Source organism: Gilliamella apis (assembly GCF_002142155.1).
GTDB classification, from domain to species: Bacteria; Pseudomonadota; Gammaproteobacteria; order Enterobacterales; family Orbaceae; genus Gilliamella; species Gilliamella apis.
Map to the genome: position 1 here is coordinate 1 of NZ_NASD01000007.1, position 15,665 is coordinate 15,665.

13 protein-coding genes are annotated in these 15,665 nt (G+C 35.3%); 5 read left to right on the forward strand and 8 right to left on the reverse strand.

The features are described from left to right. Window positions 1–343: 343 nt before the first annotated feature. On the reverse strand, window positions 344–1,303 hold the full coding sequence (gene rlmF / locus B6C84_RS04715; RefSeq protein WP_086354399.1) for a 23S rRNA (adenine(1618)-N(6))-methyltransferase RlmF: 960 nt from the start codon (window positions 1,301–1,303) through the stop codon (window positions 344–346). 201 nt (window positions 1,304–1,504) lie between these two features. Here rlmF and B6C84_RS04720 point away from each other — a divergent pair, with 201 nt between their 5' ends. The 3 genes from B6C84_RS04720 (at window position 1,505) to B6C84_RS04730 (ending at window position 5,215) form a co-directional block, all read left to right on the forward strand. Then, the gene (locus B6C84_RS04720) at window positions 1,505–2,920 is read left to right on the forward strand and encodes a sodium:proton antiporter (RefSeq protein ID WP_086354400.1); all 1,416 of its coding nucleotides are present in this window, start codon (window positions 1,505–1,507) and stop codon (window positions 2,918–2,920) included. Window positions 2,921–3,533: 613 nt separating this feature from the next. After that, on the forward strand, window positions 3,534–4,352 hold the full coding sequence (gene rhaS, locus B6C84_RS04725) for an HTH-type transcriptional activator RhaS (RefSeq protein WP_086320252.1): 819 nt from the start codon (window positions 3,534–3,536) through the stop codon (window positions 4,350–4,352). Window positions 4,353–4,369: 17 nt separating this feature from the next. Continuing rightward, on the forward strand, window positions 4,370–5,215 hold the full coding sequence (locus B6C84_RS04730; RefSeq protein ID WP_034903780.1) for a helix-turn-helix domain-containing protein: 846 nt from the start codon (window positions 4,370–4,372) through the stop codon (window positions 5,213–5,215). Between the two features lie 70 nt (window positions 5,216–5,285). Here the strand turns inward: B6C84_RS04730 and rhaM are convergent, their stop codons facing one another. From rhaM to rhaB, 6 genes are all read right to left on the reverse strand, one after another. Then, a complete protein-coding gene (gene rhaM, locus B6C84_RS04735) occupies window positions 5,286–5,600 on the reverse strand; it encodes an L-rhamnose mutarotase (protein WP_086354401.1) in 315 nt (104 codons plus the stop codon). Between the two features lie 68 nt (window positions 5,601–5,668). Then, on the reverse strand, window positions 5,669–6,823 hold the full coding sequence (gene fucO / locus B6C84_RS04740) for a lactaldehyde reductase (protein ID WP_065651827.1): 1,155 nt from the start codon (window positions 6,821–6,823) through the stop codon (window positions 5,669–5,671). Between the two features lie 16 nt (window positions 6,824–6,839). Continuing rightward, a complete protein-coding gene (rhaT, locus tag B6C84_RS04745; RefSeq protein WP_065579280.1) occupies window positions 6,840–7,874 on the reverse strand; it encodes an L-rhamnose/proton symporter RhaT in 1,035 nt (344 codons plus the stop codon). 21 nt (window positions 7,875–7,895) lie between these two features. Continuing rightward, window positions 7,896–8,729, reverse strand: coding sequence for a rhamnulose-1-phosphate aldolase (gene rhaD / locus B6C84_RS04750; protein ID WP_065579281.1), 834 nt, complete (start codon window positions 8,727–8,729; stop codon window positions 7,896–7,898). A gap of 10 nt (window positions 8,730–8,739) precedes the next feature. Then, window positions 8,740–9,993, reverse strand: a complete 1,254-nt coding sequence (locus B6C84_RS04755) for an L-rhamnose isomerase (protein WP_065579282.1) — start codon at window positions 9,991–9,993, stop codon at window positions 8,740–8,742. A 10-nt stretch (window positions 9,994–10,003) separates the two neighbouring features. Beyond that, on the reverse strand, window positions 10,004–11,428 hold the full coding sequence (gene rhaB / locus B6C84_RS04760) for a rhamnulokinase (protein ID WP_086354402.1): 1,425 nt from the start codon (window positions 11,426–11,428) through the stop codon (window positions 10,004–10,006). Window positions 11,429–11,638: 210 nt separating this feature from the next. Here rhaB and asd point away from each other — a divergent pair, with 210 nt between their 5' ends. Both asd and mscM read left to right on the forward strand, forming a co-directional pair. After that, window positions 11,639–12,487: an archaetidylserine decarboxylase gene (gene asd, locus B6C84_RS04765; protein WP_086320256.1), complete on the forward strand. Its 849-nt coding sequence runs from the start codon at window positions 11,639–11,641 to the stop codon at window positions 12,485–12,487. A 3-nt stretch (window positions 12,488–12,490) separates the two neighbouring features. Beyond that, the gene (mscM, locus tag B6C84_RS04770; protein WP_065613347.1) at window positions 12,491–15,109 is read left to right on the forward strand and encodes a miniconductance mechanosensitive channel MscM; all 2,619 of its coding nucleotides are present in this window, start codon (window positions 12,491–12,493) and stop codon (window positions 15,107–15,109) included. On the opposite strand, the gene B6C84_RS04775 is transcribed toward mscM, so the two are convergent. Continuing rightward, complete coding sequence (locus B6C84_RS04775; protein WP_086320258.1) at window positions 15,106–15,636, reverse strand: DedA family protein; 531 nt, start codon at window positions 15,634–15,636, stop codon at window positions 15,106–15,108. The genes mscM and B6C84_RS04775 overlap by 4 nt on opposite strands. Between the last annotated feature and the right edge of the window lie 29 nt (window positions 15,637–15,665).

Consider the following 15,665-nt stretch of genomic DNA (forward strand, 5'->3'; position numbering starts at 1 on the left):
GCCCGATGCCCGATGCCCGATGCCCGATGCCCGATGCCCGATGCCCGATGCCCGATGCCCGATGCCCGATGCCCGATGCCCGATTAAGACCATATTTTAACATATTTTCGCTAATCCTTGCTATAATTTACATATAATTTTCAAACACATACATTAAATATCATAAAAAAAATAATATTATTCTAAATGGTGAATGTAAAAAATACATCTGTTACATAGTAAAGTAAAATATTAGATTTGTAATAACTTTTTATGTAAAAATTTGTTAATGAAATACTTTACATTGATGGACAATTTATTCATTTTACAATTAAAAAACTCTTATTACAGTTCTCGCCTTTCCTCAAAACTTTTTGATCTGTTTTTGTCGTTGTTCTCGATCAAAAAACGTCCACGCAACAAAACGGCTTATTTTTTGACCTTGAGCCATGGGTATAATTTGGTATTCAGTTACGGATGCTTTTTTTAATTGTTGTTTTATCCTTGTCAGCGATTCTTTTTTCGACACTAACGAAGTAAACCATAAACATTGTGTTTTATAGTTAACACTTTCAGCAATCATTTTGGCTATAAATGCACTTTCTCCTCCTTTGCACCAAAGTTCAGCATGTTGCCCACCAAAATTAAGCACAACTTGATCTTTTTCTGAACTTAATTTACCCAATTTTTGTAGTTTTGTATGAGCACTCGCTTGAGCCTGTTGCTTTGAATTATGAAAAGGAGGATTGCATAAAGTTGCCAAGTAAAATTCTTTCGGCTTAATGATATTTGCAAAAATAGCCTCGCTGTTCGGTTGTAAACGACATTGTAGATTATTTTTTAATAGTTCATTAGATTTTGCTATTAACGACGCAACCTTGATTGATGTTGGATTGATATCACTACCTATAAATGACCAATCATATTCAGCACAACCAATAATTGGATAAATGACATTGGCACCAACCCCAATATCTAACATGCTAATTCTCTTACCTGTTGGGATCTTATTCTGATTATCTTGAGCTAATAAATCAGCCAAATAGTGGATATAATCTGCTCGCCCTGGAATTGGAGGGCATAGGTAATCGTCTGGAATATCCCAATAAGAGAGTCGATAATAGTGCAATAAAAGTGCTTTATTTAGCATCTTCACAGCAACAGGATTAGAAAAATCAATCGTTACCCGACCATATTGGTTAGGTTTAACAAAGTTAGATAATGCTGGTAACGTTTTAATAAGTAAATCAAATGGGTAACCATTAATATGCTTATTACGTCGATGTAAAACATCTTTATTAATCATTGGCGATGTTGTCTGCATGAATAATCCGATATGAAAAATTGCCGACTATTATAGCCTTTTTACGCAAATAAGCGAAAATAGCCAAAGCTTTTAGGTTGAAAAACCCCTCTCCTCAAATTTTTTATTACTGTTAAACTAAATTTTATTTAAGTGTAACTAATTCGAAAATTAATTGTGGATTTGTTATAATCTGCCACTTTCAATTCACATAATAACGCAATGAAACGTCTATCCAAATTATCAATAATACCATTTATTAGTTTAATGCTAATCTCTTTTCAACTACATGCAAGCGAGTTTAATGGGCAGGCGTTATCGTTATTTTGGGCTATCCCATTTGTTGGAATTTTGCTTTCTATCGCATTATGTCCACTATTTTTAGCCCGACTGTGGCATCATCATTATGGCAAAATTGTTTTGGTTTGGACGTTACTATTTCTAGGCTCTGCATTATTTTCTTTTGGCTTATCTACCACAATTCAATTAACAGCTCATGCCATTATTGAAGAGTATATCCCTTTTATATTATTACTGTTGGCATTGTTCACTGTTTCTGGTGGTATCCTTATCAAAAGCGATAAAATAAGTACGCCAAAATCAAATGTTATTTTATTAGCCATTGGTGTTGTATTCGCTTCAATTATGGGAACAACTGGCGCAGCGATGTTAATGATTCGGCCATTACTGCGAGCTAATCGGCAACGACACCATTCAGTTCACACAGTAATTTTCTTTATCTTTTTAGTCGCCAATATTGGTGGTGGTTTGACGCCGTTAGGTGATCCACCATTATTCATTGGTTTTTTAAAAGGAGTGGATTTTTTCTGGACTGTTAACCATATGTTATTGCCAGTTATTTTGACATCAGGTTTATTACTCATCATCTATTATGTTATCGATAGATATTATTATTTTAAGCAATATGGCAATATTCCCCTTTCTCAAAGGTCAGAAGTAGTTAAATTATACGGTCTAAAAAATATCGGTTTGCTAATGGCGATAATTGCTAGTGTGCTTTTATCTGGTATTTGGCATCCAGCGATAAATTTCATGCTATTAGGATCACAAATTGAATTAGAAAATCTAGTTCGTGATGGTCTTTTTATTGCTATAACGATTCTTTCAATACTGATCACGCCAAAGCAAGTACGAGCTGGCAATGAATTTAATTGGGATCCAATCAAAGAAGTTGCCAAATTGTTTATTGGTATCTTTATTACTATAGTACCCGTTCTGGCAATTTTACGTGCTGGCAATGATGGTGCGTTGAGTTCAGTAGTATCATTGGTCACCAGTGAACAAACCACACCAATAAACAGTATGTATTTTTGGTTATCGGGATTATTGTCAGGATTTTTAGATAATGCACCAACTTATCTGGTGTTTTTTAATTTAGCATCCGGTAATGCAACTAATTTAATGACCACTTATGCAGACACACTATTGGCAATTTCAATGGGTTCCGTATTTATGGGCGCATTAAGTTACATTGGTAATGCTCCTAACTTTATGGTTAAAAGTATTGCCACACAACATAAAATTAATATGCCAAGCTTTTTTGGCTATATGAAATGGTCAATAGGGATTTTAATTCCAATATTTATTATTGATAATTTGGTATTTTTTGTATTGTAAATGTTCCATTATTCGTTATGAACAATTAAGATAAATTTCAATTGCAACATCAATGAATTTGTGTAGGTAACTATGATAGGCTAACATTCAACAGCTCTTTCTGTTGGCTTCCCTTAAGTGTTTTTTCTCTTTTATTATCTTTGCTAATATCGCTATATAAACTATAACTAAAAAAATACGCGCTTCCATAATAAGTCAGATTAACTGGAGTAGTTTTTTAGTTCACGGTTAATTATTTTTTTGCATTTTGAAAGAAACAGATATACCTGAAAGTTTTGATGATAATTAAAAATGCTCTGCTATTTTGTATAAAAAATACCCTCACCAAGTCAGAAAGACAAAAAATATCATAACTAACGTTATCGGAACAAATAAAAATTTTAGAATTTTATTCTATAAAAAACTTCAACTGCTTGGTATTCAGTCGTGTTCTGATGAACTTTTAAACGGAAAAATTTTAAAAATGTGAAGCTTCGCACATTTTTAATAAAAAGTCCTGCATAGCTATAATTTATAGCCAAAATATTAGGTTAGCTGTCCAAATATTAAAGGTGAGATTTCGATTTACTTTTTAGAATGTGGTGGTAAGTTTTAAAAAGAAGTGAGGTTCAGAATGATTGAGATGTTACTTGATAAAGATTTTTTCTCGTCTAGCGATCAAAATATCGCCATTGAGCCTCGAACACCACAACCTGTTTATCCTGAACATACCCATAATTTCAATGAGATCGTTATTGTAACTAGCGGATACGGTAAACACATATTGAATGGGCGACTTTTTGATTTATATCCAGGCATGATGTTTTATATTAAGGCTTCCGACTGTCATTTATACGAAAGCGTTGATGATTTGCATTTGACCAATATTTTGTTTAGAGACCCTGAAAATTTTCATTTTATCAATGGGATAAACCAGTTAATCCCCAATCCTGATCCAATTCAATCGCATTACTTTTTTGATAAAAAATCTTATGAAAATATTCAATCGATTATTAAGCAATTAACGCCAAATCAATCAAATGCTATTCAGGAGAGTTTATTTTTACAATTACTTTTGATTTTTAATAATAATCTTTATGTTAATCAGGGTTCTGGTTCCTATGATAATCGCGTTAAACAACTTCTACGTTGGTTACAAATCAATTTTAAGGAGCCAATTAATTGGGCACAATTAACTGAGCAATTTTCATTATCATTACGCTCTTTTCATCGACATATAAAGAATGAAATTGGTATCACACCACAAAAATATTTAATAAAGCTACGGTTGGCTAATGCTTACACACAGTTAATTTACAGCAATAAATCCATCACAACTATTGCACAAGAGTGTGGTTTTAATGACAGTGCTTATTTTTCAACCTGTTTTAAACAAGAATTTACGTTTTCGCCACAAACATTACGTAATAATCCAGATAAACGTTATCATTAATCAATCAGGAACAGTCTATGGAAAAATGTTTACGTTTATATAAACAAGACTATTTTATTTCGGAGATAAATACTGTTACTGTCGAAAGACGTGATCATCAACAACCCTTTCCTTTGCATAACCACGATTTTAATGAAATTGTGATTGTCTGTTCTGGTAATGGGCTGCATCATTGGAATGAATATGTTTATCCTATTACCAGTGGTGATATTTTATATATTAATCCGAAAGATGTGCATGGCTATGAATCTGTTAATGACCTTAGATTGGATAATATTTTATATTTGAGAGAATCACTATTTTTATCATCCACTATTGAGTCTTATTTACCTAAAGTGACTGCTAGACATAATGAACGTTCTTGGCGTATTCAACCTTCATCCCTTAAACTTTTATCACCACTTATTGAACAGTTAGATGTTGAGTCTAAGAAAAACAATTTAGCCTCCGTTCATTTATCTGAGGCTCTTTTTTTACAGTTGGTTATTTTGTTAGATCGGATTAAACAAGCTCCAACGGTAGCTCTACCTACTGCTACTCATCAATTGGATTTATTGTTCACAGCTCTTCATAACAGTATTGCGACGCCATTTAATATCGATGTTTTTTGCAAAGAAAATCATATCGCAAGCCGTTCACTTAGTCGCTTATTTAAAAGTCAAACAGGGATGACTATTACTGGCTACTTACAAAAAAGACGTCTATGTGATGCAATGTCTTTACTTAGAACTACTGATTATTCGATTAGTATGATTGCGGCAGAATGTGGTTATGATGATAGTAACTATTTTTCATCTGTGTTTAAAAAGCTGACCAATCAGACTCCTTCCGAATATCGAGCCCAATTTAACGATAAGAAGTGATAATTGAGTGTGTAGAAATGATTATTTATTTAGTTTCCTCTCTTTTATGTGTATTAAAGAGAGGAATATTTTACAATAAATAAAAAACTTCAGTTAATGATTCACTAATCGGGCTGTTATCAGAATTGCTTGGCATGATATCTTGCATAAAAGCCCACCATTTTTGACAAGCAGCTGTTTTAGCTATAGCATCCCAACGTTCCTCAGATTCAATTTCGACATAGGCAAAAAGTAGATTTCTTTTGCTGTCTAAAAAGATTGAGTAATTGTGAGCTCCATGAGCTTTAAGTTCCTTCACTAAGTCAGGAAATATTTCATCATGCCGCTTCTTATACTCTGCATGTTTATCAGGATGAACCTGCATAATACTCGCTTTTCTTATCATAATAATTCCTTTTTATTTGAAATAGGTTAACTTTGTGTTTAACCTATTTCACTTTCATTGTGTCATTTTTATTGGTAAATAGAATGATATAGTTGCTCAATTTCTCTTACGTTAGTATCGCGAGGATTACCTCCGGTACAAACATCATCAAAAGCAGCTTGGGCTAGCGCAGGAATATCATCTAATTTTACGCCGATCTCTTTTAATGTTGCAGGAATACCAACATCAACGTTAAGTTGTTTAACTGCATCAACAGCAGCTTTTCTAACTTGTTCGATTGTCATGTTTTCCGTCGCAGCGACTCCCATTGCTTTAGCGATATCGCGATATTTCTCACCAGTAAATTCAGCATTGTAAGCCATTATATGAGGTAAAAGGACGGCATTAGCCACACCATGAGGTGTACCATAAAAAGCTCCGAGTGGATGTGCCATTCCATGAACTAATCCTAAACCCACATTTGAAAACCCCATACCTGCGATATATTGCCCTAATGCCATATCTTCACTACCTTTTGCGATCCCGCTTACCGAGTCACGTAATGAGCGAGAAATAATTTCAATCGCTTTCAAGTGGAACATGTCTGATAATTCCCACGCCCCTTTAGTTATATAACCTTCAATCGCGTGAGTTAAGGCATCAACACCAGTTGCTGCTTTTAAACTAGCAGGCATACTTGTCATCATATCTGAATCAATAATTGCAACAGCCGGTATATCGTGTGGATCAACACAGACAAATTTGCGTTTATTTTCTTCATCTGTGATTACGTAATTAATGGTCACCTCGGCAGCTGTACCTGCTGTCGTAGGAATTGCGATCGTAGGTACGGCTGGTTTTTTAGTTGGCGCAACGCCTTCAAGACTACGAACATCCGCAAATTCTGGATTATTGATGATAATGCCGATAGCTTTTGCGGTATCTTGCGGTGACCCCCCACCAATCGCAATCAAATAATCTGCACCAGATTGTTTGAAAACTTCAACCCCTTTTTGAACAATACTAATGGTTGGATTTGGCATAACTTCATCAAATACTTGATAAGAAAAACCATTGTTATCTAGTAATTGTGTTACTTTAGTTGCTACTTTGAATTTGATTAGATCTTTATCTGTAACTACTAACGCTTTTTTAAAACCACGTTTTTTAACTTCATCTACGATTTGACTGATTGAGCCTGCACCAAAATAAGATGTTTCATTTAAAATCATTCTATAAGCCATAATGTTTTCCTTTTAATTAACTAGTCATTCCTAAACCAACAATATTGGCAGCAACAATGATTACTAAACAACCAATACAAAGAATACGTACTGGTTTTTTACCGGTACCAAACCACTCTTTTAGTGCTAAACCAACAATCCCACCACAAAGTACATAGAAACTCATATGTAACATCCAACTCATAAAGCCATATTCTGTTGGAATATTTGCATGCCCCCAAGCATAGAAGAAGAATTGGAAATACCACATTGCACCACCTAAGATAGCAAAAAGAATATTGCTAATTAATAAGGCTTTGGCAACAGAGATATCTTTTTTGAAGGATAAGTCTTTTTTAACGCAGAGTCGACTTATACAGAAACCGAGATTAATAATTGCCCCCCCACCCATGATAATGACATAACTTGGAAGTGCCACGTATAAATGATCCACACCAAGCTCAGCCGCTTTTTCATGCATAGGTACTGCAGCGCTCATAGCAAATGACATACCAGCCGAGAAAATACCACACATGATGGCAAGAAGAAGGCCTTTCTTTAAGTTAAAATCTTCAACTTGTACACCTAAGGTTTTTTCTTTCAATAAGCCGGCGTAAGTTACTATAGCAACCCCAATAACCGCAACGACTACGCCTAATAATGTCATTTTACCGCCAGTCGAGGCCAATAATTCACCAAATTTACCTTGTAATATTGGGGTCATAAGAGTGCCGACGATTAAGGTTATCCCAATAGCGATACCTATTCCCATCGACATACCTAAATAACGCATTGTTAGGCCATAACCAATGTTACCGACTCCCCACATTGCGCCGAATAAGAAGACCGGAATTAATATGTCTGAACCAAACGAACCATAATAAGCCCAAAAGTCTGGTAATAAAAAATAACTTATTGACCATGGTAATATAATCCAAGAAAATAACCCTGCGATTGACCACATGGTTTCCCATGACCAGTTTTTTACTTTTTTAAGTGGTGCGTAAAAACAAGCAGCAGAAGCAGCACCAACAAAGTGCCAGAATATGCCTAAAATAATTGAACTACCCATATCCTTATCCTTATATTTTTATTAGCAATTTTTACTGTTTATAGCATCTTCCAATGGAGTGACACCAAAACGCTCAGCTAACAATCTGAACTCTTCCGAGGTGATAGTTTGACGTTTTCCTCCCATTGATAACACTTTGACTAAAACTTCCGCCGATTTTTCAGCTGTATCAATTAAGCCAAAAGCTTCATCTAAGGTTGGACCTGTTCCAAATACACCGTGAAAAGCCCATAAAACTAAACTATGTTTTGCCATCTGTTTTGCAGTGGCATAACCAATCTCGTCTTTACCCGGAACCATCCAAGGCACCACACCAACACCATCAGGAAATACAACTAAACATTCGGTGCTCATTTCCCACAGCCATCTGGTTATTACCGCAGTATCAAGCTCTAGGACATATGTTAAAGCAATTAAATTAGTTGCATGACAGTGCATGATGACTCTATCTTTTCCTTGGCTTTGCTCAATTCTTACAATATGAGATTGAAGATGAGCAGCTAGTTCAGACGTTGGTAAACCACCATTTATCAATCCCCACATAATGTAATAACCTTTGCCTTGTTCATCGATTTTAACAATAGCTAACGTATCAGCAGGATCTAATATGACATTGCGGAAATACTTACCGGAACCAGTGACAATAAAGTACTGGTTAGCAAGTTTAGTGACATCTTGCGTCAAAGATACATGGCGTGGTTTTTCATAAAAATCATTTTGAAAAGAGATCACATCACTTTCAAGTAATCTTAAACTGACATTACCACCATTACGCTCATCCCAGCCTTTAAGCCACATATCGTAAGTGGCTTTGATCATTCCTTTTACAAACCAAGAAGAAAGAATCTGTTGCATTTTATGTTCCTTAAGATCGTTTAGTTAAGACAGTTGTTTCATATTGACGAACCTCATCTAACCATTGGCTACCAACTGGGACTTCATTCAATAAACAGTACTGATCCCAAACTGCTTGCCATGGTAATGATTTTTGTTCTTCTAGTAATGCTAGCCGTGAGGTAAAATCACGATCATGCTCATATTTTTTTAATCTTTCTGTTGGTTCTAATAATGCTTTTAATAAGCATTTTTTCATATTACGAGTACCAATTACCCATGCTGCAATACGGTTAATAGAAGCGTCAAAGAAATCTAGACCAATATGCACACGGTCAAATAGTTTGTTTCGAATGATTTCACTTGCAATATTTTGTGTTTCATCATCAAAAAGCACCACGTGATCACTATCCCAACGAACAGGGCGGCTGACATGAAGTAATAGATGTTCAACAAACGGCATAACTGCAGAAATTTTGTCGGAAATCACTTCCGTTGGATGGAAATGCCCTGCGTCTAGACATAATGCAGTTTTACGTGATGTCGCATAAGCTAGATAAAATTCATTTGAACCAGCGGTATAAGATTCCAGACCAATACCAAACAATTTACTTTCAACCGCATCAATATGATATTTTGGGTCAATTTTTTCACGAATAATTTCATCCAATGATTCAACTAAATGTTGTCTAGGACTAAATTTGTCGACAGTAATATCTTTCATACCATCAGGTAGCCAGATATTCATAACAGAAGGTGTACCTAATTCTTTACCAAAATATTCTGATACTTTACGACATGCTTTGCCGTGTTCTATCCAGAATTGACGAATTTCTGGATTAACATGGGTTAAAGTGCCTTCATTACTTAAAGGATGTGAAAAATAAGTTGGATTAAAATCTAAACCGATTTGATGTTTTTTAGCCCATTTGACCCAATTGGCAAAGTGTTCCGGTTTAACTTCATTACGATCGACTTTTTGATCTGATTCTAAATAAGAAGCATGTAGATTTAGTCGTTTAGGGCCTGGTATAAGGCTAAAGGCTTTATCTAAATCTGCTCTTAATTCATCAGCTGTACGAGCCTTACCAGGATAATTACCAGTTGCTTGAATACCACCAGTTAATTCACCTTCTTGCTTTTCAAAACCACCAACATCATCCCCTTGCCAGCAATGAACTGAAATCGGTAATTTTGCCATTGCTGCTATTGCAGCATCTGTATCTACCCCAATTTCAGCAAATCTTGCTTTAGCGATCTGATAAGCATTTTCAATAGTGTTCATGTAGCACTCCTTAATTAATATAAAAATTTTCAATACAATTTGGTTGATAAAATTTGGTGTCAAAATTCTGTGAAATTAACTGTCTTAATGCATCAATATCCGCAATTTCACCTAATGAAATTAACTGATAGCCAACATTTCCTAATGCCGAAGATTCAATAGGTCCAGCGGTGACATTAACATTGCATAAGTCAGCACATAACTGGTTTAAAAAAGCATTTTGACAACCTCCACCGACAATGTGTAATGTCTTAATGGGATTACCACTCAGTGTCGATAATTCGTGTAATACATCTCGATATAAATGAGCTAGGCTGTCAAAAATACATCTGACTAATTGAGCGAGGTTGTTAGGCGTTTGACCACTGTTTTCTAAACAAACCTGTTTAATGGTTTCTGTCATGGAGTCCGGATTTAAAAACCGTGGATCATTGGGATTTATAAGAAACGTAAAAGGTTGTTCTTGTTTTGCCGATGCGATTAATTCAATAATATCTTTAACGTTATTTTCAGCACAAACCCGTTGAAATAACCATAATCCCATGATGTTTTTTAATACTCGATAATTACCATCTACACCACCTTCATTGGTAATATTGGCTTTTAATGCTTGTTTGCTTATCAGTGGTTGTTTTGATTCCAATCCCATTAATGACCAAGTACCCGAACATAAATAAGCACTATGTAAATTGATGATTGGTGCAGCAATAACCGCACTAGCAGTATCATGACTTGCGACTGCAATTACAGGGATATGATCACCCTTGGCACTTTGCCAATATCCAACTTGATTTCCAGGCTTACTGATATCACCAAACCATTTACGTGGTATACCAAGATAATCAAGTAAATCTTTATCCCAATCTTGAGTCGTCACATTGACAAGTTGTGTGGTGGTTGCATTGGTGTATTCTCGATTTAATACACCGGTTAATCGGTAAATCAGATAATCAGGAATCATGACAAAATCGGTTACTCGTGATAACCATTCTGGTGATTCAAGCATCATTGCCCTAAGTTGATAAAGTGTGTTAAAGGTTAAAAACTGAATTCCCGTTTTTTGATAAATATTTTCTAGACCAATGTCATCTTGTACTTTTGACATAATGTTGTCAGTACGATGATCTCGATAAGAGTAAGTAGGGCCGACAATTTGACCTTGTTTATCAAGCAACACATAATCAACCCCCCATGTATCAATACCGATACTATCGAGTTTGATATCTTGTTGGATAATTTTGTTTAATCCGGTTATGATTTCTTGTTCTAAGTACGTCAAATCCCAACAAAAATTTTTACCATCACTTTTATATCCATTACTAAATCGATGTATCTCAGTTAGCGTTAATTTTCCTGTTTGAGATCGATAACTCGACAACATGACTCTGCCACTTGATGCGCCTAGATCGATTGCAGCAATATATCTATTTGCCATTATAACTACCCTCACTTTTACTAATGAAGACAGTCTAGTGAACTATTTTGATTTACACTTTTAATCGATGGCCATTGTTAAATAAGTTTGGCAAAATTTTTAAAATGCTTGTGATCTATACCACAAAATAAGAACAAAGGTGGTGTTTTTATACTTTCATAATAAATGTTGATATAATGGTTCATTTAGTAAATAAATTGAGAGCTATTTATGTTAAATCAATTAAAAGCAATAATTCAGTATCTTTTACCTAAACAGTTATTAACCGTTATATTGGGTTGGTTAGCCAACAAACGTTTAGGAAAAGTCACAACATGGATGATTATTGGTTTTTGTAAGCTATACAAAATTGATCTAAGTGAAGCGAAGTTAACTGATGCTAAAGATTATCCAACATTTAACGATTTTTTTGCTCGTGAACTCAATGAAGATGCGAGACCTATTGATCCTGCGGCAAGTTCAATTGTCATGCCAGCAGATGGTGTAATTAGTCAATTCGGTAATATTCAAGATAATTTATTGTTACAAGCTAAAGGCCATTTTTACTCATTAGAATCTTTACTTGCTTGTCATCCAGATATGATAAAGTTTTTTAAAAATGGCTCTTTTGCTACCACTTATTTATCACCTAAAAACTATCATCGTTTTCATATGCCTTGTGATGGTATATTACGTGAAATGATTTATGTACCAGGCTCTCTGTTTTCAGTTAACCAAGCAACAACTGAAACCATTCCAAATATTTTTGCCCGAAATGAACGAGTAATTTGTTTATTTGAAACCGAATTTGGACCAATGGCTCAAATTATGGTAGGCGCGACTATCGTTGGTAGTATTGAATTAAATTGGGCTGGTATAATTACACCACCTCGTGATGGAGTGATGAAACGTTGGACTTATGCTGGTGAAGTTAAATTAGCAAAAGGCCAAGATATGGGATGCTTTAAATTAGGCTCAACCGTTATCACCTTATTTGCCTCCAACGCTATTGAATTTGATAGCCATCTAAAACATGGTGATATTACCCGAGTAGGTCAAAAACTAGCCGAAAGGATCTAATCTATGTTGATGCGTGGTTTTTTGTGTTGGATATTACTGGCTATTTCATGCTTTGCTGTAGCTGAAGAATCAATACCTGTTATTGATAATGAAGATCAACTTGCAGAAGTGATCACTAAACTCGATGAAAAGAATGAAGATCTTCGTCAGAATATGGAGTACCAAAAAACACATTTAACCAGCATTATTAATGAACAAAATAATATTAACACCCAAATTTCACATGTTCAAAATACCCTTGCAACCCTTGCAGAACAAGGTGAATGGTTAAGTTTTTCAACGGCGTTAGGTGAAACTTTGCGCCAACAACTATTGCGATTACCAGAAAAACCTAAGTCACAACCACTTGATGCTGAAATCGCTGAAGCAAAAGTTCAACAACTTAATTATTCAAATACCTTAAACGGATTAGAGAATTACCCAACATTAAGTATTCCTCTTAATAATCTTAAATCTGCCAGCCAATACCGACGATTATTACGCGAACAAAGCGAACTACTTAAAACATTAATTTCAGGGACCGATACCACGATCCTTGAATTAACTAAATTAAAAATTTCCAATAAACAATTAACCAATGCCATTGATGAAGTTAATGATGCCGCTCATCGTTACTTCTTTTGGGTTGCTGATGTTAACCCTATTTCACTTAGTTTTCCTTTAGACTTAGCCAAAGATGTGGTTTATGTCACCGTTTCAATTGATACACTATCACAACTCTACAATGCTAGTTTAGAAGTGCTTAGCGCACCAAAACCACTATTCTTTTTAGTATTATCAATAATGTTTGTATATGTGCATTTTAAAATGCGTGGCAAATACAACACATTTTTAAATAAATCAGCTACTCGAGTCGGTAAAGTCACCCAAGACAGTTATTCTCTGACTTTAAAAGTCATTATTTTTTCATTGATAATGGCATTACCTGTACCTATTTTGTGGGCTGCATTAGGTTATGCACTACAAATTAATTGGGATTACCCTGTTGCAGTTGCTTTAGGCTATGGTGTCAATGCCGCAGCACCTATTTTGTGGGTATTCATTATTACGGCACACTTTGCTTCCCCAAATGGATTGTTTATCACTCACTTTGGTTGGGCAAAACAAAATGTTCGTCACGCAATGAAATACTATCAACTATCTGTTTGGGTCGTGATCCCATTAGTTGTCATTGTGATGAGTTTTGATCAGTTTAGTAATCGCCAATTTGCTGCAACTATTGGTCGTATAGCCTTTATTATCCTCTGTTTTGCTTTAGTATTTATGACTAATTCAATTCATAGAGCTGGCGTCCCTCTTTATATTGATAAAAAAGGTTCAGGGGATAACTTATTAAGTCATATTTTGTGGTTTATGCTATTAAGTGCACCTTGGCTAGCCATCATTGCTGCTTGTTTAGGTTATTTGTCGACAGCAGAAGTTTTACTGGGCAGATTAGAAGCCTCAGTCATAATCTGGTTTGGCTTATTAGTTATTTATTTTATGATTCGTCGTTGGATGTGGATACAAAAACGTCGTATTGAATTCGAACGGACTAAACAGCGCCGATTAGAACGAATGCAACGCGCCAAAGGCATAGAAGAAGATATAACTGCAATCAATGATAATGTTGATGAACCTATTATTGATTTAGATGCGATTAGTGCTCAGTCATTACAATTAGTCAGATCGATTATTATGCTAATAGCCTTAATTAGTATGATCTTACTTTGGTCTGAACTTCATTCGGCTTTTGCTTTTATGAATAATATAAAGCTTTGGGGCACAAGTACCATTATCAATGGTAATGAGATCGAACAACATATTACACTTGGTGCGGTGTGTATCGCTATTTTAGTCATGACCATTACTGTTCAATTAGTTAAAAATCTACCTGCATTACTTGAGTTAGGCATTTTACAACATTTAGATTTAGCGCCGGGTACTGGATATGCAATTACCACGGTATCGAAGTACATTATTTTGATGATAGGTTGTATGATTGCTTTTTCATTCATTGGTATAGATTGGGCTAAAATTCAGTGGTTAATTGCTGCACTTGGTGTTGGTTTAGGTTTTGGTCTACAAGAGATCTTTGCTAATTTTATTTCCGGTTTAATTATTTTGTTTGAAAAACCAGTGCGGATTGGCGATACCGTTACGATTCGAGATTTAACTGGTAATATCACTAAAATTAGTACACGAGCTATTACTATAGTCGATTGGGATCGTAAAGAAATTGTCATGCCGAATAAGGCGTTTATCACCGAACAATTAGTCAATTGGTCATTATCCGATTCAATCACTCGTATAGTATTAACCATACCAGCAACCATTGATGCAGATAGTGAACTGGTTATGAAGCTTTTACAACAAGCTTCTGAAGAATGTGAATTTGTGCTTAACGATCCAGAACCACAAGTCTTTTTAGTTGATATTCAAGAAGGAATCCAGCTGTTTGAATTACGCGTATTTGCGGCAGAAATGGGACATCGAATGAAATTACGCAGTGCCATACATAAACTCATTCTGGATGCTTATCGACGTCATAACCTGACCTTACCATTCCCACCATTGCAAACAAACTTAGAAGCGCTTGGTCGTAAAAGTGGTCGCCGAAATTATACTATTGGCACAGTTTAGCCAAAAATTGTTTCTAACCATGGCACCCCAAAAGCTCCTGGTGCCAATAGGACAAATGCCCAAATAGGAGCAGAAGCCACATTGGCAATATTGAATTTTGTTGCTGGCATATGCATGGTACCAGCTATCAAAGGAACGACTGCTCGCAAAGGACCAAAAAATCGGCCAATAAACACCCCAAAAGTCCCATAACGCTGAAAAAACTGTTCAGCACGAAATACCATTTTCGGATATTTATTCAATGGCCATGAAGCTATTACCTGTTGATGATAATGTTTGCCTAACCAATAAGATATTAGATCGCCGATAATAGCCCCGCATGATGCAGCAATCAAAACAGGAACAAACGAAATCACCCCAGTTCCAATCAAAGCTCCGGCTCCTAATAAAATTGCGGTAGCAGGAACAAGTAAAGAGATGATAGCTAGTGATTCACCAAATGCTAATAAAAAAATAATTGGCAGCGACCACACTTGATGAGTTTCAATAAATTGCATAATAGTATGCGTAATTTCATTTAATGACATAAAGTTGTCAACCATAATTATTTTAGATA

Excerpts from the sequence above, each read along its gene's own strand:
- rhaS (WP_086320252.1), top strand. The coding sequence starts at position 3,534 with ATGATTGAGATGTTACTTGATAAAGATTTTTTCTCGTCTAGCGATCAA.
- asd (WP_086320256.1), top strand. The coding sequence starts at position 11,639 with ATGTTAAATCAATTAAAAGCAATAATTCAGTATCTTTTACCTAAACAG.
- mscM (WP_065613347.1), top strand. The coding sequence starts at position 12,491 with ATGTTGATGCGTGGTTTTTTGTGTTGGATATTACTGGCTATTTCATGC.
- B6C84_RS04755 (WP_065579282.1), bottom strand. The coding sequence starts at position 9,993 with ATGAACACTATTGAAAATGCTTATCAGATCGCTAAAGCAAGATTTGCT.
- B6C84_RS04775 (WP_086320258.1), bottom strand. The coding sequence starts at position 15,636 with ATGTCATTAAATGAAATTACGCATACTATTATGCAATTTATTGAAACT.
- rhaD (WP_065579281.1), bottom strand. The coding sequence starts at position 8,729 with ATGCAACAGATTCTTTCTTCTTGGTTTGTAAAAGGAATGATCAAAGCC.
- B6C84_RS04720 (WP_086354400.1), top strand. The coding sequence starts at position 1,505 with ATGAAACGTCTATCCAAATTATCAATAATACCATTTATTAGTTTAATG.
- rlmF (WP_086354399.1), bottom strand. The coding sequence starts at position 1,303 with ATGCAGACAACATCGCCAATGATTAATAAAGATGTTTTACATCGACGT.
- rhaM (WP_086354401.1), bottom strand. The coding sequence starts at position 5,600 with ATGATAAGAAAAGCGAGTATTATGCAGGTTCATCCTGATAAACATGCA.
- fucO (WP_065651827.1), bottom strand. The coding sequence starts at position 6,823 with ATGGCTTATAGAATGATTTTAAATGAAACATCTTATTTTGGTGCAGGC.
- rhaT (WP_065579280.1), bottom strand. The coding sequence starts at position 7,874 with ATGGGTAGTTCAATTATTTTAGGCATATTCTGGCACTTTGTTGGTGCT.
- rhaB (WP_086354402.1), bottom strand. The coding sequence starts at position 11,428 with ATGGCAAATAGATATATTGCTGCAATCGATCTAGGCGCATCAAGTGGC.
- B6C84_RS04730 (WP_034903780.1), top strand. The coding sequence starts at position 4,370 with ATGGAAAAATGTTTACGTTTATATAAACAAGACTATTTTATTTCGGAG.